At 66.0% G+C, this 18,455-nt stretch carries 19 protein-coding genes; 10 read left to right on the top strand and 9 right to left on the bottom strand.

Translation table 11 applies throughout. The annotated features are described in order from the left end of the window. Nucleotides 1-189: 189 nt before the first annotated feature. The 3 genes from F3J45_RS11495 to F3J45_RS11505 are packed head-to-tail and all read right to left on the bottom strand — an operon-like array spanning nt 190 to nt 6,307. Complete coding sequence (locus F3J45_RS11495; protein ID WP_205300482.1) at nt 190-3,861, bottom strand: translocation/assembly module TamB domain-containing protein; 3,672 nt, start codon at nt 3,859-3,861, stop codon at nt 190-192. Then, complete coding sequence (locus F3J45_RS11500; RefSeq protein WP_167061969.1) at nt 3,861-5,603, bottom strand: autotransporter assembly complex family protein; 1,743 nt, start codon at nt 5,601-5,603, stop codon at nt 3,861-3,863. Before F3J45_RS11500 ends, F3J45_RS11495 begins: the two co-directional genes overlap by 1 nt. Before the next feature lie 53 nt (nt 5,604-5,656). After that, a complete protein-coding gene (locus tag F3J45_RS11505) occupies nt 5,657-6,307 on the bottom strand; it encodes a GNAT family N-acetyltransferase (protein WP_167061971.1) in 651 nt (216 codons plus the stop codon). A gap of 163 nt (nt 6,308-6,470) precedes the next feature. On the opposite strand from F3J45_RS11505, the gene xthA reads away from it, so the two are divergent. After that, entirely contained in the window at nt 6,471-7,283 is an 813-nt protein-coding gene (xthA, locus tag F3J45_RS11510) for an exodeoxyribonuclease III (RefSeq protein WP_167061972.1), read from the top strand. Nucleotides 7,284-7,433: 150 nt separating this feature from the next. Here the strand turns inward: xthA and F3J45_RS11515 are convergent, their stop codons facing one another. Beyond that, a complete protein-coding gene (locus tag F3J45_RS11515; protein ID WP_167061975.1) occupies nt 7,434-8,186 on the bottom strand; it encodes an anti-sigma factor in 753 nt (250 codons plus the stop codon). Then, nucleotides 8,183-8,704: a sigma-70 family RNA polymerase sigma factor gene (locus F3J45_RS11520; protein ID WP_167061978.1), complete on the bottom strand. Its 522-nt coding sequence runs from the start codon at nt 8,702-8,704 to the stop codon at nt 8,183-8,185. Before F3J45_RS11520 ends, F3J45_RS11515 begins: the two co-directional genes overlap by 4 nt. A 130-nt stretch (nt 8,705-8,834) precedes the next feature. On the opposite strand from F3J45_RS11520, the gene F3J45_RS11525 reads away from it, so the two are divergent. The 4 genes from F3J45_RS11525 (at nt 8,835) to F3J45_RS11540 (ending at nt 12,330) form a co-directional block, all read left to right on the top strand. After that, on the top strand, nt 8,835-9,881 hold the full coding sequence (locus F3J45_RS11525) for a catalase family peroxidase (protein ID WP_167061982.1): 1,047 nt from the start codon (nt 8,835-8,837) through the stop codon (nt 9,879-9,881). After that, nucleotides 9,878-10,411 carry a cytochrome b gene (locus tag F3J45_RS11530; protein ID WP_167061984.1) on the top strand — a complete coding sequence of 178 codons (534 nt, stop codon included), beginning with the start codon at nt 9,878-9,880 and terminating at the stop codon, nt 10,409-10,411. The genes F3J45_RS11525 and F3J45_RS11530 overlap by 4 nt, the downstream gene beginning before the upstream one ends. 88 nt (nt 10,412-10,499) lie before the next feature. Then, on the top strand, nt 10,500-11,705 hold the full coding sequence (locus tag F3J45_RS11535) for an MFS transporter (protein ID WP_167061985.1): 1,206 nt from the start codon (nt 10,500-10,502) through the stop codon (nt 11,703-11,705). 79 nt (nt 11,706-11,784) lie between these two features. Next, complete coding sequence (locus F3J45_RS11540) at nt 11,785-12,330, top strand: cupin domain-containing protein (protein ID WP_167061987.1); 546 nt, start codon at nt 11,785-11,787, stop codon at nt 12,328-12,330. 50 nt (nt 12,331-12,380) lie between these two features. On the opposite strand, the gene F3J45_RS11545 is transcribed toward F3J45_RS11540, so the two are convergent. Both F3J45_RS11545 and F3J45_RS11550 read right to left on the bottom strand, forming a co-directional pair. Continuing rightward, nucleotides 12,381-12,983 (bottom strand): 2-hydroxychromene-2-carboxylate isomerase, encoded by a 603-nt coding sequence (locus F3J45_RS11545; protein WP_167061989.1) that lies wholly within the window; start codon nt 12,981-12,983, stop codon nt 12,381-12,383. Between the two features lie 28 nt (nt 12,984-13,011). Continuing rightward, nucleotides 13,012-13,743, bottom strand: a complete 732-nt coding sequence (locus F3J45_RS11550) for an SDR family oxidoreductase (protein ID WP_167061991.1) — start codon at nt 13,741-13,743, stop codon at nt 13,012-13,014. A gap of 88 nt (nt 13,744-13,831) precedes the next feature. Here F3J45_RS11550 and F3J45_RS11555 point away from each other — a divergent pair, with 88 nt between their 5' ends. Both F3J45_RS11555 and F3J45_RS11560 read left to right on the top strand, forming a co-directional pair. After that, nucleotides 13,832-14,395: a TetR/AcrR family transcriptional regulator gene (locus F3J45_RS11555; RefSeq protein ID WP_167061993.1), complete on the top strand. Its 564-nt coding sequence runs from the start codon at nt 13,832-13,834 to the stop codon at nt 14,393-14,395. Continuing rightward, on the top strand, nt 14,382-14,975 hold the full coding sequence (locus F3J45_RS11560; RefSeq protein WP_167061996.1) for a DUF4157 domain-containing protein: 594 nt from the start codon (nt 14,382-14,384) through the stop codon (nt 14,973-14,975). The genes F3J45_RS11555 and F3J45_RS11560 overlap by 14 nt, the downstream gene beginning before the upstream one ends. Before the next feature lie 156 nt (nt 14,976-15,131). Here F3J45_RS11560 and F3J45_RS11565 read toward each other — a convergent pair whose 3' ends face one another. Beyond that, nucleotides 15,132-16,124 (bottom strand): bile acid:sodium symporter family protein, encoded by a 993-nt coding sequence (locus F3J45_RS11565; protein ID WP_205300483.1) that lies wholly within the window; start codon nt 16,122-16,124, stop codon nt 15,132-15,134. Between the two features lie 119 nt (nt 16,125-16,243). On the opposite strand from F3J45_RS11565, the gene ampC reads away from it, so the two are divergent. The 3 genes from ampC (at nt 16,244) to F3J45_RS11580 (ending at nt 18,010) form a co-directional block, all read left to right on the top strand. Then, entirely contained in the window at nt 16,244-17,386 is a 1,143-nt protein-coding gene (gene ampC / locus F3J45_RS11570) for a class C beta-lactamase (RefSeq protein WP_167061999.1), read from the top strand. 32 nt (nt 17,387-17,418) lie between these two features. Beyond that, nucleotides 17,419-17,604: a hypothetical protein gene (locus tag F3J45_RS11575; protein WP_167062002.1), complete on the top strand. Its 186-nt coding sequence runs from the start codon at nt 17,419-17,421 to the stop codon at nt 17,602-17,604. Nucleotides 17,605-17,680: 76 nt separating this feature from the next. After that, the gene (locus tag F3J45_RS11580) at nt 17,681-18,010 is read left to right on the top strand and encodes a hypothetical protein (protein ID WP_240158161.1); all 330 of its coding nucleotides are present in this window, start codon (nt 17,681-17,683) and stop codon (nt 18,008-18,010) included. Between the two features lie 45 nt (nt 18,011-18,055). On the opposite strand, the gene F3J45_RS11585 is transcribed toward F3J45_RS11580, so the two are convergent. Further along, nucleotides 18,056-18,352, bottom strand: coding sequence for a hypothetical protein (locus F3J45_RS11585; protein ID WP_167062008.1), 297 nt, complete (start codon nt 18,350-18,352; stop codon nt 18,056-18,058). Between the last annotated feature and the right edge of the window lie 103 nt (nt 18,353-18,455).

An 18,455-nucleotide genomic window follows, 5' to 3' on the forward strand; every position in this document is an offset into this window, starting at 1 on the left:
AACATGGCGGAAGCCATAGCCTCGATCGAGGAAGGCTTGGATGGCTGACCGCTTGAAAGGTGTTGGATACTTGCTCATGAAAAACCCCAGGTGATGGACGGGTGTCCAACATCTGGGGCGCAGTTCAGTTACGCAAAGACCGGTAGGAGCGAGCGCAGCTCGCGATGCGCCGCAAGCGGCGCCAATGGCTCAGAAATCACGCTTGTAGAAAATATCCAGGGAGCTGGCCAGGCCACTGGCTGCTTCCAGGTAGACCTTCTTGCTCAACTTGTAACGCAGCGCAATGGTATTGGCCGGCTCGAACACACCCACGCCATAGCGCAAGCTCAGCTTTTCCGTGAGATTGCCACTGGCCACCACGCTGGTGGTGTTGCCCGAGCCTTCGGTATCGAGCTGGAAATCCTCGATGCCCAGGCTCGACGCCAGGCTTCCGGTCACCCCGGAGCTGCCTGCCAACCCCAGGCCCAGGGCCGCTTCGGCGAGCATGTTGTTGTCCTCGCCCGAAGTGCTCAACGGGCGCCCCAGCACCAGGTAGGACAGCGCCTGTTCCTGGCTCATGGCCGGTTCCGAAAACACCGTGGTGGTGGGTTGTTCGGCACTGCCGCTCAAGCGGATGCCGGCGATCACGTCATCGACCTGGCGAATCGCTTCGATATCCAGGTAAGGCGTGTCGATGGGGCCGGCGAACAACAGGCGTGCCCGGCGGATGGTCAGGCGCTGGCCATAGGCGCGGTAGCGGCCGTCGGCCAGGCTCAGTTCGCCGCGAGTATCGAGGTTGTCGCCGATGTGCACGTGGCCCAGCAGGTTGGCAGTCAGGCCAAAGCCGTTGAACGACAGTTTGTCCTGCCCTACCTGCACATCGATGTCCATGGCCATCGCCATGGGCGGCTTGCCCTGCTCGGTCTGGTGACCGACGATCACCGTATCGTCAGACACCTTCACCGTCGACGGCGGCAGCTCGCGCACGGTGATCGCGCCCTTGGGCACCAGCACCTTGCCGGTCACCGCCAGCTTGTCGTCGACCAGGCGCAGGTTCAGGTCGGGAGCGACCTCCAGCTTGGCATAGGGCTCGACGTTGACCGGCAGTTGCTGGCCCTGCAGGCGCAGGTCCATGCCCAGCGCCTGGCCCCAGGTGAGGTGCCCGGACAGCTGCCCGCGCCCGGCTTCGCCGCTGCGCCAGTTTCCGTTGAGTTGCACCTGCTCGCCGGCGATCATGGCCTGCAGCGAAAGATCCTGCAGGCTCACCGGCAACTCGCCGCCACTGGCTTCACCGCCACTGAGCGTCAGGTTGCCGTTGACCTGGGGCGCCAGCAAGGTACCGGACAACCGGCCAGTGCCATTGAGCTGCCCGGCCAGGCGCTCGACCATGGGCACGAACGGGCGGGCGATCGACAGGTCCAGGCCGGCCAGGCGGAAATCGCCAGACAGCGGTTTGTCCTTGCCCAGAGGGTCCAGGCGGGTGTTCAGGCTCAGCTGGCCCAGGCGCTCGCCCTGGAAGTCCAGGCGGGTGTCGATGCGCCGTGGCGCCAACGTGCTGTCCAGGCGCAGGGCCTGGTAGGGGAAGTCGACCCACTGCCCCTTGTCGCGCACGCGCAAGGTGCCGCCACTGGCGTCGACACGCAGGGTGCCCTTGGGGCCGCTGGCCGGAATGTCCAGGTTGACGTCGGCATTGAGCAGCCCCTGCCAGGCGAAGTCCTTGGGCAACCACTGGGCCAGGCTCTGCAGTGGGAACTGCTTGAGGTGGTAACGCAGGCGCGGCTCCGGTGCCAGGCGCTGGTCCTCGCCACACAGGCTGGCCTGGCCGGAGCGCCAGCAGTGGGCGCCGAAGTCCAGCTGGCCGCTGGCCAGGCGCTGCAGGCGGGCGGGAGACTGCAATTGCCAGTCCTGGCCACCGGCCTGGATACGGCCGCTGGCCAGGCGGCCGCGCCAGTCGCCTTTGCTCAGTTGGCCGTCCAGGCCAAGGTCGAGTTTCAATTGCGGGCCGTCGAGCACCAGGGTCAGGGCCTGCTGGCGGATGTCGCCCTTGCCGTTGGCCTGCAAGGTGCCCAGCTGGGTTTCGCCCAAGCGAATGCCGCCCGCCTTGAGCTCCACCACGCCGCGCTGGGCGTTGTCCAGCCGCACCGTCAGGTCAAGGCGTTGCACCCGGTTATCCGCTTGGGCCAGTTGCTGGCCAAGCAGGGTCAGGTTGCCTTGGGGAGCCTGCAACGTACCGCTCACGTCCAGCCGGCCCTTGACCTGCCCTTGCAGCCGCGGCCACAGCTGGCCGAGCCGCGGCAGGTCGAGGTCGATGCGCCCGGCCAGGCGCTGCTGCAGGCTGCCGCTGCCGTTGATGCGGTTGTCACCCAGTTGCACGGCCAGGGCGCCGAGGGTCCAGGCCTGCCCCGCCCCTTGCGCCTCGACCTTGAGCACGGCCGGCTGGCCGCGCAAACGGCCCTTGAGGTCGAGCTGGGCATCCAGGTTCAATTGCTCATTCTTCAGTTCGCCCTTGCTGCGCAGCGGGCCGGCCAGGGTGCCGGGCAGTTCTGCCAGCCAGTAGGCCGGGTCCAGTGCCGACAACTGCAGGTCGACATCCCAGGCCAGGGTATCGGCGAAACGCACGGCGACACTGCCGGCCGCCTTGCCCTGGCCCGCGGTCATCGCGAGCTGCGGCAGGCTTACCTGGCCCAGGTCGCCGCTGAACGGGCTGGCCAGGGTGAACGCCCCCGCCGGGCCGTCGAGGTCGCCATCGAAGCGGCCCTGGTAGCGGCCATCACGGTACGTGACCTGGGCATTGAGGCGTTTGAGGGTGACTTCAGGTGGTGTCTGCAACGGGTACAGGCGCAGCCAGGGGAAGTCTTGCCAGTCAAGCTGGGCATCGGCGCTCAGGCCCTGCTGCCAGTCGGCATTGGCCTGCAACTTAAGGCGTTGGCTGTCGCTGGCCTTGAGGTCCAGGGCTTGCACATTGGCACCCTTGGCATCGACCCGGCCTGCCAGGGCCAGGGCGATCGGGCCCTGTTCGGCCGGCAGGCTGGCAGTGCCGGACAGCTGGTAACCCTTGAGCAAGTCGCCCTGGGCATCCAGTTGCAGCTGGTTCAACTGCAAGGTATCAGGCAGCGTTGCCGCCGGCTTGAAAGCCTCGGCACGAAGCTGGAGCCTGGCGGGTACATGCTCGGCCAGCGCCTGCACTTCACCGCTCAGGTGCGAATCGAGGTAGCCCGTGCTGGTGGCGTCGAGTTGCAGGGTTTTCTGCAGCGGGCCCTTGGCGGTCAATGCCAGTTGCCAGGCCTTGCCTTCCACGGCAGGCAACTGCACCTGCCCCTGTACCTGCAACGGCCAGTCGCCTTCGGGCTGCAGGTCGCCGTGCACATCTACCCGCAAGTCGTCGCGCTGCAGCTGCAGGCTGTCGATACGCAGCCCGCCCGCCGCCCAGTGCGCCGCCAGGTGCAGGTCGCCCAGCAGGTCGCTGCCATCCAGGCGTATCTGCCCGACCTTGGCCTCGGTGACCTCGATGGCCAGCGGCAGGCGCAGCGCAGGCAGTTGCAACGGGCCACTTTCGGCAGGCTGGTCGCTGGGTGCAAAGGCCATGTCGAGGCGCTGTGCATGCAGCTGTTCGATGCACAAGGTGGCCCGCAGCAGGCACGCCGGCGACCAGTTCAGCAGCGGTGCCTGCACCTCTACCCGGCTGCCCGCATCGGCCCAGCTCAGCCGGCTGGCCTGCCAGGTACCCGCAAGGCGCCCCTGGAAGTCCTCGACCACAAGCCCGGGCACCCGGGCGAGCGCCCAGCGGCTGCCGCCTTCGGTGCCCAGCACCAGCCCCAGGGCGGCGGCCACCAGCAGTACACAGCCAAGCAGGCCCAGCAGAACGAATTTCAACACACGCATCACAGCTCAGGCCCCATGGAGAAGTGCAGGCGAATACCGCCGTCGTCATCGAGCGCCTTGGCCAGGTCCAGGCGCAGCGGCCCCACCGGCGACACCCAGCGCACGCCAAAGCCAACCCCGGTCTTCAGGCTAGGCAGCTCCAGGGTATTGAAGGCGTTGCCCTGGTCGACAAAGGTCGCCAGGCGCCACTTGTCGGTCAGTGAATATTGGTACTCGACGCTGCCAGCCACCAGGTAACGGCCACCGATGCGGTCGCCGTCGCTGTTTTTTGGCGACAGGGTCTGGTAGTCATAGCCGCGCACGCTTTGGTCGCCACCGGCGAAGAAACGCAGCGACGGCGGGATATTGTTCTTGTAGCCGTTGGTGGCACTGCCACCGAACTGCACACGGCCAAGGAAGCGGTGGTTGTGGCCCAGGGTGGTCAGGCCCTTGAGCAGCACGTTGCCATGCAGCAGGTTGGTGTCCGACACCAGGCCTTCCTTGGCCACCTGGGCATCGAACTGCAGGCGATAGCCGTTGTGCGGGTCGATGCGGTTGTCGCTGCGCAGGTAACTGAAGCTGATACCGGGCATCAGCAGGTTGCTCAGGCCCGAGTCGTCGCCCAGGCGGTATTCCTCGCGTTGGTATTTCAGCGAAATCACCCGCTGCCAGCCGCTGGGCAACTTGCTGTGCCATTCGGGGCCAACGGTGAGCAGCTTGCTGAGGGTGTCGGTGCCGGAAAGCTCCTCGTTCTGGTAACCACCGGCAAAACGCAGTTTGTCGGTCAGCGGCGGGTCGAGGGGAATGTCATACCACAGGCCGACGTTCTGCCGCGGCGCCGAGAGTTCGGTTTCCCAGCCATAGCTGTGGCCCTGGGGGTTGACCCAGTGGCGGGTCCAGTTGGCCTTGCCGCGTGGGCCGACGTCGGTCGAAAAGCCTAGGCCCAGGCCCATGGTGCGTGGCTTGCGGCTGTCCAGGCGAACGTCCACCGGAATGTCTTCGCCCACGGCGGCGGTGGGCGCGGCGTCGACCCTCACGCCTTCGAAGTAGCCGCTGGACTGCAGGTCGTTGTTGAGTTCGGCGATAAGCTCGGAGTCGTAGGGCGTGCCTGGCTTGAACGAAACCATGCGCTGCAGCAGGTCGTGGTCCAACGGGGTGTCGCCACTGAAGCGGACCTCGCCCAGGCGGTAGCGCGGGCCGCTCTGGTACACCAGTTCGATGTCGGCAACGCCCGCCTGCGGGTCCACCGCCAGGCGCTGGCGGCTGAAGCGCCCGCTGAAGAAGCCATACCGCGAGGCCTGGTTCTGGATCAAGCGCTTGGCGTCTTCGTACAGGCCATGGTTAAGCTGCTCGCCCGGGCGCAGGGCCTTGCTGTCGGGGATACGGAAGGCCTTCATCTCGCTGGCCGGGCCTTCGATGCGCACCGTCACGTTGCGCAGGCGCACCGGCTCGCCAGGGTCGATCTTGATAATCAGCTGAGGGGATTGATCGTCCTTGGTCGGCGGTTTGACCTCGGTGTCGATCTGCGCCTGGTAGTAGCCAAGTGCCTGCGCAGCTTTGCGCGCCTGCTCCTCTGCCCCGCGGCTGAAACGCAGCAGCGCTTCCTCGTCGCGGTCCCCCAAGGTGCCAATATAGCCTTCGACATTGGCCTTGAGCGCCTTGTTGGCCGGTTTAACCTGCACCAACAACGCGCTCTGGCCCCATGCTGCAAAACTGGCGGCCCAGAAAACCAGGCCCCAGGTGAATCTTCCTGAATACGTCATGCGCCGCATGCTACCAGAGCCAGCCGCTCAAGGGAGGCGTCTGGCAAGCCTGTTCAGGCAATTGAGGGCAACGAAGCGCCCGGATTGGGATGAAAGAACACCCGTTCGCGGATCGGCCCTACCGCCACTTCACCAATTTCTTCATAGCCCTGGCGCTGGTAAAACGCCAGGTAATGCGCATTTCCCGAGTCCAGCACCACGCCCTGGGTGTTGGCATCCTCCGCGCACCAGTCGTGCACAGCCTGTAACAATTGCTCCCCGTACTGCTGGCCCCGAAACTGCGGGTGCACACCCAGCAGGGGCAGCATGTGCACCTGCCCTGGCGGCAGGCAGCCGATCAGCGCAGCCTGGTATTCCATGTAGCGGCGGGTGCAGCGCTGGCCAGTGCCCAGCAGCATGCGCAGGCGCCAGGCCCAGCTGTCGGCGACACCCAGCCGACGCTGCGGCGGCACGATCAAGGCCAGGGCGATCAGCCGGTCCTCCACCAGCAAGCCGATGGCCGGCAGCTGCAGGTAGAAGTGCTGGCGCACCCATTCGCGCACCATCACCCGCAGGCGCCGTTCGTAACCGGGCCGCTGGGCGTCGAAGATATAGGCAAAGGTGGGTTCGTGACGGTAGGCGTTGTACAACAGCGAACGCGCTTCGCGGCTGTAGCCGTCGTCAAGCATGCAGACACGGGCCTGGGCGGCAGTGGTTTTGGGCATTGCGGGCAAACCTCCTGGAAAGGGCGTACAAGCCTTGGAGGTGCCCCACTGCGCATCGTTCACCTCGTGCTGTGCACCTTAGCAGTGCCCCGGGCGGGCTGCCACGCTGGTGATCGTGGCCGATGTCGGCTAGCATCCGGCCTTTTACCAGGATTGTCTTTCCATGAAGATCGTCTGTTTCAACATCAACGGCCTGCGGGCTCGCCCGCACCAGCTGGCGGCGCTGATCGAAAAGCACCAGCCGGACGTGATCGGCCTGCAGGAAACCAAGGTCAGCGACGATCAGTTCCCCCTGGCTGACGTTCAAGCCCTGGGCTACCACGTGCACTACCACGGGCAAAAGGGTCACTACGGCGTCGCCCTGCTCTCGCGCCAGGCACCCTTGAGCCTGTTCAAGGGCTTTGCCAGTGACGAGGAAGACGCCCAGCGCCGCTTCATCTGGGGCACCTTCGCCGATGCCGACGGCACGCCGATCACCATCATGAATGGCTACTTCCCCCAGGGCGAAAGCCGCGACCACCCCACCAAGTTCCCGGCCAAGCAGCGCTTCTACAGCGACCTGCAGGCGCTGCTCGAAGGGCAGTTCAAGACTGACCAGCCGCTGCTGGTGATGGGCGACATGAACATCTCGCCCCAGGACTGCGACATCGGCATCGGCCCGGACAACGCCAAGCGCTGGCTGAAAACCGGCAAGTGCAGCTTCCTGCCCGAGGAGCGTGAATGGATGGAGCGCCTCAAGGGCTGGGGCCTGGTGGACAGCTTCCGCCACCTGTACCCGGAAGTGACCGACCGCTTCAGCTGGTTCGACTACCGCAGCCGCGGTTTCGAGGACGAGCCCAAGCGCGGGCTGCGCATCGACCTGATCATGGCCTCCCAGGCCTTGGTGCCAAGGATCAAGGCCGCCGGCGTGGACTATGAACTGCGCGGCATGGAAAAGCCTTCGGACCATGCGCCGATCTGGCTTGAGCTGAGCTGAACTCGCCCAGCGCAGATCCCCGGTAGGAGCGAGCGAAGCTCGCGATGCGGTGCCACAGGCCAGTGCATGCGTTGAGGCGCACTGCGCCTGGTAGATCGCATCGCGAGCTTTGCTCCTACCGGGAGGCGAGGAATTCGCAGCGGCGCGGGGTTACAACCCCAGCCGCAGCGCCTCCCCCACCCCCGCCCCGCGCACATCGTCCGCCGCACTGACCAGGGCGAAGTTGTACGCCCCATGGGACCAGTACCGCGCCTCCAGCTGCCCATCCACCCGCTGCCCCTGGGGCATGCGCTCGAAGTGGTCACCTGGCGAGCGCAGGAACAGGCTGATGCGCTGCCCATTGCGGTCCTGGAACACCAGCAACGCCGCCGGCCCCTGCTCATTGCTGAGCAGCCGCGCGCCAACCGGCTGGAACCCGTAGCCTGCCAGGTCCGGCAACTGCCCCACGCGGCTGAAATGCCGCCCCAGCCAGTCGCGCAATTGCGCAGGGTCGCTGGCCTGGATATCCAACGCCTCACTGCCGGCAAACAACCGATGGGCCTGCACCGCATCAGCCATCGGCAGCACATCGCCGGCCAATGTCACCTGCCGCGCCTGCCATCCCCCCAGCCCGCCCACGCCCAGGGCCAGCAGCAACACCGCCGCCGAAGCAAGGCGCCGCTGGCGGCGCTGGCGTACCTGCCGCTGCACCTGGCGCAGGTCGAGCGGTGCAGCCCCCGGCTGTTCGGCAAACCCGGCCAGTGCTGCACGCAGGCGCCGGGCATCGTTGCGCCAGGCCTCGACCCGCGCAGCCTCCAGCGGGTTGGCCGCCAGCCACGCCTGCACCTCGCCGCGCCGCTGCGGCGCCAGGCGGTCGTCGACATAGGCATGCAATTCATCTTCGCTGGGAATCAGGCGCGTCATTTCAATCTCCGCAAGGCCGGGGGCTGGGGGTTGCCCTCGGTCAGTTCACGCAGGGCTGCGCGCGCGCGCGACAGGCGCGACATCACCGTGCCGATGGGAATGTTCAAGGCCTGGGCGGCCTCCTTGTAGCTCAGCCCCTCGATGCTGACCAGCAACAACAATGCACGCTGCTCGGTAGAAAGCCGGGAAAACGCCTGCAAGTCGGCCTGGGCCAGGACGATCGCCTCAAGGTTGTCTCCCACCGCTTCACTTTCCTCAGTGCCGCGGCCAAACCAGGACAGCCAGCGGGCATGCAGGCGGTCGCGGCGTTTGCCATCAAGAAACAGCCGGTAAAGGATGGTGAACAGCCAGGCGCGCAGGGCCTCGGCCTCACGCTGCTGCCCACGCCGGCTCAAGGCGCGCTCCACGGTGGCCTGCACCAGGTCATCGGCGCTGCCGGCGTCACGGGTCAGCCACAGGGCAAAGCGGCGCAAGCGCTGCAACAGCTCGCGCCACTGCTGTTCATCCAGGTCGTGCATGGCAAGGTACCGGCCTTCGGGGTTGTCAGTGTAGGGGGCAGACGCCTGGCAACGAAATTTATTCCGGGCGGGGGAATAAGTTTTTCCCTGCGCCGTCGTACTGGCACCTTCACTGAACCGGACGACAACCATGAACCCACCTTTGCAAGGCCCCGCCAAGGCCGTGCGCCTGGCCGGCATCGGCGCCGTGATGCTCGCCTTGGGTGTCGGCTTCGCCTATGCCGCCGGCTGGATCGGCCAGCCGGAACTCACCCCGCAGCGCATCATCGACACCTTCGAGGCCCAGGCTGGCCACCACCCAGGCTACCGCAAGAACCACGCCAAGGGCCTGTGCGTCAGCGGTTACTTCCAGCCCAGCGGCGAGGCCGCCAGCCTGAGCACGGCCCGCGCCTTCAGCCAGGCCCGGGTGCCGGTGATCGGCCGCTTCGCCATCGGCGGCGCCAACCCGTTCGCCCCGGACACCAGCATCCCGGTACGCAGCCTGGCGATAGAGCTGAGCACCGATGATGGCCAGGTCTGGCGCACCGGCATGAACAACCCGCCGGTGCTGGCGGTGAGCACGCCCCAGGGCTTCTACGACCAGGTACTGGCCGGCGCGCCGGACCCCGCCACCGGCAAGCCAGACCCTGCGAAACTGCAGGCCTTTTTCGCCGCCCACCCGGAAAGCGCGGCCTTCCGCCAATGGGCGGCAAGCTACAAGCCCAGCGACAGCTTCGCCAGCACCCAGTACCACAGCATCAATGCCTTCCGCCTGATCGACGCCAACGGCAACGCGCAACCGGTGCGCTGGCAACTGGAACCGCAAACGCCTTTCACGGCCCTGCCCGGCCAGGTCGATGACAAGCAGTTCCTCCAGCATGACCTGCAACAGCGCCTGGCCCAGGGCCCGCTGCGCTGGACCTTGCGCCTGGTGCTGGCCGACGCGGGCGATGCCGTGGACGACCCCGCTCGCCCCTGGCCAGCCGAACGGCGCAGCGTGAACGCCGGCACCCTGGTGCTGGAACAGGTCGACGGCCCTGAGCAAGGCGCTTGCCGCGACCTCAACTTCGACCCGTTGATTCTGCCCCACGGCATCGAGCCGTCCGCCGACCCGATCCTGGCTGCCCGTTCGGCCGCCTATTCGGTGTCTTTCAACCGCCGCAGCCGCGAATCGCTCGGCACCGGAGAGCAGCCATGAAACCTGAAGCCTTCCACCCCCTGGCACGCCTGATCCACTGGCTGATGGCAATCCTGATCCTGGCCATGCTGTTCATTGGTGTGAGCATGGTAGGCGACCTGTCGCCGCGCCATCCGCTGCTGGTGGCGCTGCACAAAGCCACGGGCCTGGCCCTGCTGGTACTGGTGCTGGTGCGCATTGGCCTGCGCCTGGCCCTGCCCCATCCACCGCTGCCAGGTGACCTGCCGCCCTTGCAGCGCTTTGCTGCAGGTGCCTCGCACCTGGTGCTGTACGGCCTGATGCTGGCCATGCCATTGCTGGGTTGGGCCATGCTGTCTGCCGGAGGTTACCCGCGCCCGCTGCAACTGCCCGCCATCGCCCCGCACAACCTGCAGCTGTACGCGGTGTTGCGCCAGGCCCACGGCTGGGCCGGCTACTTGCTGTTCGCAACCGTGGTGGTGCACCTGGGCGCGGCCTTGATGCACGCCTGGGTGCGCCGTGACGGCGTGTTGCGCAGCATGTGGCCAGGCCCCCTGCGGCGCAGCGAATGACCGGTACAAACCCGGGCGGGCTCGACAAACGATAATGATGCTCACTAAGCTCAGCACCCTATTCGTGTCGAACCGCCCTGGACTGCCAATGAACATCGCAAAGGACCCTGCCCTGCTCACCCCCGCCAGCACCCTGGATTTACGCCCGTTGCTGCTGGCCAACATGGCCTGCACCATGTCGATGATGGCCTTCGTCGCCCTGATCGGCCCCATCGCCCGCCTGCTGGGCATGGCCACCTGGCAAGCCGGCGCCGCGGTGACGGTGGCCGGCGTGGTCTGGGTGCTGCTGGCCAGGCCCTGGGGCCGGCTTGCCGACCGCCTGGGCCGGCGCCGGGTGCTGCTGCTGGGCAGCGCCGGCTTCACCCTGGCCTACTGGCTGCTGTGCCTGTTCATCGAAGGCGCCTTGCGCTGGCTGCCTGGGGCGACCCTGGCGTTCGTCGGCCTGATGCTCGCACGCGGCTGTATCGGCGCGTTCTATGCGGCCATTCCGGTGGGCGGCAATGCACTGATCGCCGACCATGTCGAGCCGCAGCGCCGGGCCCGGGCCATGGCATCGCTGGGCGCGGCCAACGCCGTCGGCCTGGTCGTGGGGCCAGCGCTGGCGGCACTGCTGGCGCGGCACAGCCTGAGCCTGCCGTTCCACGTGATGTCGCTGCTGCCGGCCAGTGCCTTCCTGGTGCTGCTGTTCAAGCTCAAGCCCCAGCCCCTGCCCCACAACTACGCGCCCAGCCCGGTACGCCTTGGCGACCCGCGCCTGCGCCGGCCGCTGCTGGTGGCGTTCAGCGCCATGCTCAGCGTCACGGTGTCGCAGATCGTGGTCGGTTTCTTCGCCCTCGACCGCCTGGGCCTTGAACCTGCGCAGGCCGCGCAAGCGGCAGGCATTGCCCTGACCACGGTGGGTGTGGCGCTGATCCTGGCCCAGGTGCTGCTGCGCCAGCTGGAGTGGCCGCCGTTGAAGATGATCCGCGTTGGCGCCAGCATCTCGGCCCTGGGCTTTGCGTGCGGGGCCATGGCCAGCAGCGCGCCGTGGCTGTGGGGGTGCTACTTCGTCGCCGCAGCCGGCATGGGCTTCGTCTTCCCGGCGTTTTCAGCGTTGGCAGCCAATGCCATGCAGGCCAGCGAACAGGGCGCCACCGCCGGTTCCATTGGCGCAGCCCAGGGCATGGGCGCGGTGATCGGGCCATTGGCTGGCACCCTGGTCTACGCGGTCGACCCGCGCCTGCCCTTCCTGGCCGTGGCCGTGCTGTTGCTGCTGGTCGGGCTGTGGCCGCTGCCACGCCCGCAAGCGGCCTGAGAAGCACAGCGCGCAAGCGTGCAGAGTGTGTTTTAATGCGTCGCCCATTATTTTTAACACCTCTGATTACAAGGCGGCTATGGACACGGGGACACGACTCAAACTGGTGCGTGAACGCAACAACCTCTCCCAGCGGGAACTGGCCCGCCGCAGCGGGCTGACCAACTCGACGATCTCGCAGATCGAACAGAACCGGGTCAGCCCCTCGGTCAGTTCCCTGAAAAAGCTGCTGGAAGGCATCCCCATGACCTTGGCGGAGTTCTTCAGCTTCGACGAGCCAGTGCGCGAGGAACGCTTCGTGTTTCGCGCAGGCGAGCAGCCAGACCTGGGCCGCAACGGCCTGCGCATGCTGCTGGTCGGTGCCAGCGTCGAAGCCCGGCAGATGCGCATGCTGCGCGAGCTTTACGCGCCGGGCGCCGACTCAGGCGAGCCGATCGTGCATGCCGAGGGCGAGGAATGTGGCCTGGTCACCCGGGGCACCGTGGAGCTTTGGGTCGATGGCCAGGTCAGCATCCTCAACTCCGGCGATGGCTACTACATCCCCACCACCCTGCCGCACAGTTTCAAGAACATCGGCCCCGACGAGGCCGAAATCATCAGCGCCAACACCCCGGCAAATTTCTAACCCCCCCCTGTAGGAGCGACAGCATGTCGCGATGGGCCGCACAGCGGCCCCTACCCCTGCTCCCCAGCCAAGGCAGCCTCGACAAAGTCCAGGCGGTCCTGCCCAAAGAACATCTCCTGCCCAACAAAGCAGGTCGGCGCACCAAACACCCCCCGGGCCACGGCCAGCTCGGTCACCCGCTTGAGCTCAGCCTTGACCTCGGCATCTGCCGCCAGGGCATGAAAGGCCTCGGGCTCGAAACCAGCCTGCAGCAGCGTGTCATCCAGCACGTCAAGCACGCCCAGATTGCGCCGCTGCGCCCACAACCCATTGAACAGCGCCGCCAGCAGCGCCTCGAAGCGCTCGGGCGACCGCATCTGCACCCCCATCGCACCGCGCATCAGGGCCAAGGTATTGATCGGGAACCCGGGTGGAAATCCGAACGGCACGCCATAGCGCTGCGCAAAACGGCCAAGGTCGGTGAACATGTAGCGCCCCTTGGCGGGAATCATCGCCGGCGAGGCGTTACCAGTTGCCTGGAATACCCCACCGAGCAGCATGGGCCGGTACTCAAGCCGCGCCCCATGGCGGGCACACAGGGCGGGTAACTGGGTCCAGGCCAGGTAGCTGGCCGGGCTGCCCAGGTCGAAATGAAACTCAACGGTCTTGCTCATCGGGCACGTCTCCTTGATCGGTCAGGGCTTACCAGCGCTCCATCCACGGGCGCAGGTCAAGTTCGAAGGTCCAGGCATCGCGCGGCTGGGCGTGCAGGAACCAGTAGCTGTCGGCGATGTGCGCAGGGTCGAGAATGCCGTCCTGCCCCTTCAGGGCGTAGCGCTCGGGGAAGCTGTCACGAATGAACGCGGTGTCGATCGCCCCGTCCACCACCACGTGGGCGACATGAATATTGCGCGGCCCAAGCTCACGGGCCATGCTCTGGGCCAAGGCGCGCAGGCCATGCTTGGCGCCGGCGAAGGCGGCAAAACCGGCGGCACCGCGAGTGCCGGCGGTAGCACCGGTGAACAGCAGCGTACCCCGTTCACGGGCCACCATGCGCCGGGCTACCGCCTGGGCGGTGAGAAAGCCGGCAAAGCAGGCCATTTCCCAAATCTTGAAATACTTGCGTGGGGTTTCATCGAGGATGCTGCACGGCACATTGGCGCCGATGTTGAAAACAAACGCCTCGATCGGCCCAATGTCGCGCTCTATCGTCTCCACCAGCTCGGCCACCTCCTCTTCCTTGCGCGCATCCGAGCCAAAACCATGGGCCTGGCCGCCTGCTGCACGAATCTCGTCGACCAGCGGCTGCAGCTTGTCGGCCTGGCGCCGGGTGACGCAGGCAACGTAGCCTTCACGCGCGAAACGCTTGGCAATTTCGCCGCCGGTGGCATCCCCGGCACCGACCACCAGCACCACTTTTTGTTGTTCTGCCATGCTCGCCCCCATAGATGAATGATCGTTTAGTAAACGAACGCTATGTTATGATCGCCCCCATCGTCAAGCCAGCGCGAAGAGGTTTCCCGTGCGCTACTCCACCGAACACAAGCAACAAACCCGCGACAAGCTGCTGGCCAGCAGCGGCGCACTGGCCAAGCGTGGCGGCTTTGCCAGCACCGGTGTGGCCGGGTTGATGAAGGCCATCGGCCTGACGGGCGGTGCGTTCTACAACCATTTCCCGTCCAAGGACGACCTGTTCACCGAAGTGGTCCGCCAGGAACTGTGCAACAGCCCGCTGGCGCGCCTGGCCAACCAGGGCGCCAGCCGCGAGCGCCTGGCCCGTTGCCTGCAGCAGTACCTGAGCCTTGCACACCTGCACAACGCCGAGGGCGGCTGCCCGCTGCCGCCGCTGGGGGTGGAAATTGCCCGCGCCGAACGCCCTGTGCGCGAACAGGCCGAGCACTGGCTGGTCAGCCTGCATGCGGCCTGGAGCGCCACCCTGGAGGACGAGGCGTTGGCCTGGGTGTTGATCAGCCAGTGCGTGGGGGCCTTGGTGGTGGGGCGCATGCTGGCCAGCGAGCAGGTTCAGGGGCAACTGCTGGACGCGAGCAAGGGCTTTGTCGAAAGGGCATTGAATGCGGCCGGTTAACCTGTTGCTGGGCTTGCTGCTGGCAGCACCGGCATTGGCCGAACAGGCCTGCCCGCCTGGGCAGTACCAGGTTTGCCTGATGGCGTGCTTCTGCGCACCGATCGACCCCGGCCAGGCCGGGCAAATTCTCAACGACGTGCAAACCGTGGCCTCGGCCAGCCTGGCCTACGCCCTGCGCCAGGCCCGCGATGAAGCCACCGCCAGTGGCAGCCAGCCGATTCCATTGCACATCCGCGCACAGCTAGAACCTTGGTACGACTTTGCCGTGCTGGATGCGGCGCGCTACCGGGTGGGTGACGAACAGCAGATCAGTGCGGCCAACGCGCTGCTGCAAAACCCGGATGTGAATGCGGTGACGCTGATCGACACGGTCATTTTCCGCCATGCCAGCGATGCCGAGGACAACGTGGCGCTGTGGGCCCACGAGCTCAAGCACGTACAGCAGTATCAGCAGCTGGGGGTGGAAGAGTTCGCCCGGCGCTATACGCGCAATTACGATGAGCTGGAGGGGCCGGCCTACAAGATCGAGGCTGAGGTAGGGAAAGCGCTGAGGCAGCGCAGTTCGGGGCAGGCGCGCTAGCCTGTGGCTTGGGGTAGGAGCGAGCGCAGCTCGCGATGGGGCGCGCAGCGGCCCCGGGCTTTCAGCTTCGCGGCGCATACGGCCGGGGCTGCCTTGCAGCCCATCGCGAGCTGCGCTCGCTCCTACCAGGTTTACGGCCAACGCGCGCAAGAGCCATCAGGATGACGTGGTAGCCCGCTCCCCCACCTGCTCACGGGCGGCATACCGCTGCGCCAGCACCGCACACACCATCAGCTGAATCTGGTGAAACAGCATCAGCGGCAAAATCATCGCGCCAATTCCACTGCCCACGAACAGCACCTGCGCCATCGGCACGCCGGTAGCGAGGCTCTTCTTCGAGCCTGCAAACAAGATGGTGATACGGTCTTCCAGGTTGAAACCCAGGGCCTTGCCGAGCAGCCGCGTGCCGAACAGCACCACCGCCAGCAAGATCCCGCAGGCCGCGAACAGCCCGGCCAGGTGCTGCGCCGACACGGTGTGCCACAACCCGGTCACCACCGCCTCGCTGAACGCGGTGTACACCACCAGCAGGATCGAGCCCTGGTCCACCATCTTCAGCCAACGGGCATTGTGCTTAACCCAAGCACCGATCCAGCGCCGGGCGATCTGGCCGGCCACGAACGGCACCAGCAGCTGCAAGGTGATTTTCATCACCGCATCGAGCCCCGAACCGGTATCGCCACTGGCGCCCAGCAGCATCACCACCAGCAGCGGGGTGAGGAAAATGCCGATCAGGCTGGAGGCCGCCGCGCTGCAAATGGCCGCTGGCACGTTACCGCGGGCCAGCGAGGTTAAGGCAATGGCCGACTGCACGGTGGCCGGCAAGGCGCACAGGTACAGCAGGCCCAGGTACAACTCGTTGCCTACCAATGGTACGAACAGCGGCTTGAAGGCCAGGCCCAGCAGCGGGAACATCACGAAGGTGCAGGAAAACACCAGCAGGTGCAGGCGCCAGTGCCCGGCACCGGCGATGATCGCCTCGCGCGACAGCTTGGCACCGTGCAGGAAGAACAAAAGGCCGATGGCCAGGTTGGTCAGCCAGCCAAAATACACCGCGCTGTCGCCCGAGCACGGCAGCACGGTGGCGATCAGCACCGTTGCGAGCAGGCACAGGGTGAAATTGTCGAACAACATGCGCAAATACTTCATCACCGATTCCATCTTGTGGTTGTGCAAGTACAGACGATAAGGTTTGTGGTTTTTTCCTGCTAACGCCGGAACCCCCATCGGTGTCGCTCAACGGACACTCGCCCGAAAAGGATCCCTGCATGCCACACGTTCGCCTCGCCCCCTTGTTGCTTGCCTTCGGCATTACCTCGGCGCACGCCGCCGAGCCGTTACAGGCCCAGGTGGACGCCGTCATCCGCCCACTGATGAAGGAACAGGACATCGCCGGCATGGCGGTGGCCGTCTATGCCAATGGCCAGAGCCACTACTTCAGCTATGGCGTGGCCAGCAAGGCCGAAGGCAACCCAGTGGGCGCCGACACGCTGTTCGAGATCGGCTCGCTGAGCAAAACCTACACCGCCACCCTCGCGGCCTTGGCCAGTGCCGAAGGCAAGCTGGACCTCGATGCCCCGGCCCAGCGCTACCAGAGCGCCCTTGCCGGCACGCCGCTGGGCAAAGTCCGCGTGCTGGCGTTCGGAGCCTACAGCGCCGACTGCCTGCCCTTGCAGTTCCCCGACCCGGTACAAAGCCCGGCGCAGGTGCTGGCATTCTTCCGCACCTGGGCGCCGCGTGCCGAGCCCTACACCCAGCGCTGTTACTCCAACCCAAGCCTGGGCCTGTTCGGTGACCTTGCCGCCCGCGCGCAACACAAGCCGTTCGCCGAACTCATGACCCGCCAACTGTTGCCGCAGATGGGCCTGCAGCACACCTACCTGCAGGTACCTGCAAGCGCGCAAGGCCTTTATGCGCAAGGCTACGATGCGCAGAACCGCCCCGTGCGGGTAAGCCCCGGCCCTTATGCCGATGAAGCCTACGGCATCAAGACCAACGCCCGCGACCTGCTGCGCTACGTGCGCCTGAACCTGCAACCGGCGGAACTGGCCCCGGCGCTGCGCCAGGCGGTCGCCATCACCCAGGGCGGTTATTTCCAGGTAGGCGCCATGACCCAAGGCCTGGGCTGGGAACGCTACCCCTACCCGGTGGCCCTGGACACCCTGGTCGACGGCAACAGCCCACGCCTGATTCGCGAACCCCAGGCCACCCGGCGCCTGGTTCCGGCGCTGCCCGCCCTGCCCGCCGCCTGGTACAACAAGACCGGCTCCACCAATGGTTTCGGCGCCTACGCCGCGTTCATCCCCAGCGAGGGCAAGGCCATCGTGCTGCTTGCCAACCGCAATTACCCGAACGAAGCGCGCGTGCGCGCCGCCTACCGAATTCTCTCCAGCCTGGGCGCCCGGGAGTAGTTCAGGAAGGATTGTCCGACAAGATGTAGTGCTTGAAAAAATTCACTACAAAACGGTTGACGCCGTTCATCGCGCTTGTGCATGATGAAGCCGTCTCCCTGATCGGGAGCGGTGGCAAGGGTATTCCAGACGGCCTGCGCGGTAACGCGGGCCGTTCGTGGAGCGGGAATCTGTCCAAAAGGCAGCGTGAGAAAGCCCCTGTTGCGATGCTGCTGTAGCAGCCTTGGTAGTGCGCTACACGCCTGTGGCGCCAACTGTGACAATCAACAACAAATAGGTAATGGGGGCTTTATGATGAACTTGAACAACAATCCGACTATCGACCAATTGGCCCAGCTGTTCGCCCTGCGCAAGGACAGCCTCGATGACCACCTGCTGTGGGTCAGCCAGACCGGCGAGGTACGCCTCGACCGCCTGCCGCCGAACACGGTCGAAGATGAATTCGAAGCGCACCTGCCCAGCATGCGCGCCCGCTTCAAGGTCTACCGCCGTGGCCAGGGCTACGTCGGCAAGAAGGCCGCCGCCGACACCGAGTTCGTTGGCCGCGTGCTGCAGACCCTGCAACAAGAATGGCCCGCCGCCCGTGAGCGGCAGGCAGTCAAGGTGATCGACCCGCTCAACTGACGGGCGACACCCTTACCGAGCCCGGCCTGCATAGGCCGGGCTTTTTCATGCCCGCCGCCGCTGGCGCGGCATGGGCAAGGCGCCGGTGGCCAGCGCCCTGGCCCGATCCACGCCCCACACCAAAGCCCGGGTCATGGTTTCCCCGGGGCGCGCTGGGTAATACTCCTCCAGCAGTGCCTGGCCATCCTGGCGGTACAGCCCAAGAAACAGCTGGGTGGCCCCCAGGCGTGACAGGCGTACCTGCACGTCGATCGTGGTGCCGTCGCTCAAGGCTTCGTTGTGGGTACGGCAATGCAGTTGGGCGTCGGCCCACTGCCAATAGGTTTCGTCCCTGATCCGCATGAAATTTGCGCTCCGTTGCTCAATGCCTGGCAAGCAGAACACAGCCAGCGGCGTTGCGCGAGTGCAACCCACGGTTGCCTTGAGCAGGGTCAAGCAACGTTGA

This window comes from Pantoea sp. Ap-967, assembly GCF_011752565.1.
Taxonomy (GTDB): Bacteria; Pseudomonadota; Gammaproteobacteria; order Pseudomonadales; family Pseudomonadaceae; genus Aquipseudomonas.

Bases quoted from the DNA above. Each gene is read 5' to 3' on its own strand.
- F3J45_RS11495 (WP_205300482.1), bottom strand. From the start codon at position 3,861: ATGCGTGTGTTGAAATTCGTTCTGCTGGGCCTGCTTGGCTGTGTACTG.
- F3J45_RS11500 (WP_167061969.1), bottom strand. From the start codon at position 5,603: ATGACGTATTCAGGAAGATTCACCTGGGGCCTGGTTTTCTGGGCCGCC.
- F3J45_RS11505 (WP_167061971.1), bottom strand. From the start codon at position 6,307: ATGCCCAAAACCACTGCCGCCCAGGCCCGTGTCTGCATGCTTGACGAC.
- xthA (WP_167061972.1), top strand. From the start codon at position 6,471: ATGAAGATCGTCTGTTTCAACATCAACGGCCTGCGGGCTCGCCCGCAC.
- F3J45_RS11515 (WP_167061975.1), bottom strand. From the start codon at position 8,186: ATGACGCGCCTGATTCCCAGCGAAGATGAATTGCATGCCTATGTCGAC.
- F3J45_RS11520 (WP_167061978.1), bottom strand. From the start codon at position 8,704: ATGCACGACCTGGATGAACAGCAGTGGCGCGAGCTGTTGCAGCGCTTG.
- F3J45_RS11525 (WP_167061982.1), top strand. From the start codon at position 8,835: ATGAACCCACCTTTGCAAGGCCCCGCCAAGGCCGTGCGCCTGGCCGGC.
- F3J45_RS11530 (WP_167061984.1), top strand. From the start codon at position 9,878: ATGAAACCTGAAGCCTTCCACCCCCTGGCACGCCTGATCCACTGGCTG.
- F3J45_RS11535 (WP_167061985.1), top strand. From the start codon at position 10,500: ATGAACATCGCAAAGGACCCTGCCCTGCTCACCCCCGCCAGCACCCTG.
- F3J45_RS11540 (WP_167061987.1), top strand. From the start codon at position 11,785: ATGGACACGGGGACACGACTCAAACTGGTGCGTGAACGCAACAACCTC.
- F3J45_RS11545 (WP_167061989.1), bottom strand. From the start codon at position 12,983: ATGAGCAAGACCGTTGAGTTTCATTTCGACCTGGGCAGCCCGGCCAGC.
- F3J45_RS11550 (WP_167061991.1), bottom strand. From the start codon at position 13,743: ATGGCAGAACAACAAAAAGTGGTGCTGGTGGTCGGTGCCGGGGATGCC.
- F3J45_RS11560 (WP_167061996.1), top strand. From the start codon at position 14,382: ATGCGGCCGGTTAACCTGTTGCTGGGCTTGCTGCTGGCAGCACCGGCA.
- F3J45_RS11565 (WP_205300483.1), bottom strand. From the start codon at position 16,124: ATGAAGTATTTGCGCATGTTGTTCGACAATTTCACCCTGTGCCTGCTC.
- ampC (WP_167061999.1), top strand. From the start codon at position 16,244: ATGCCACACGTTCGCCTCGCCCCCTTGTTGCTTGCCTTCGGCATTACC.
- F3J45_RS11580 (WP_240158161.1), top strand. From the start codon at position 17,681: ATGAACTTGAACAACAATCCGACTATCGACCAATTGGCCCAGCTGTTC.
- F3J45_RS11585 (WP_167062008.1), bottom strand. From the start codon at position 18,352: ATGCGGATCAGGGACGAAACCTATTGGCAGTGGGCCGACGCCCAACTG.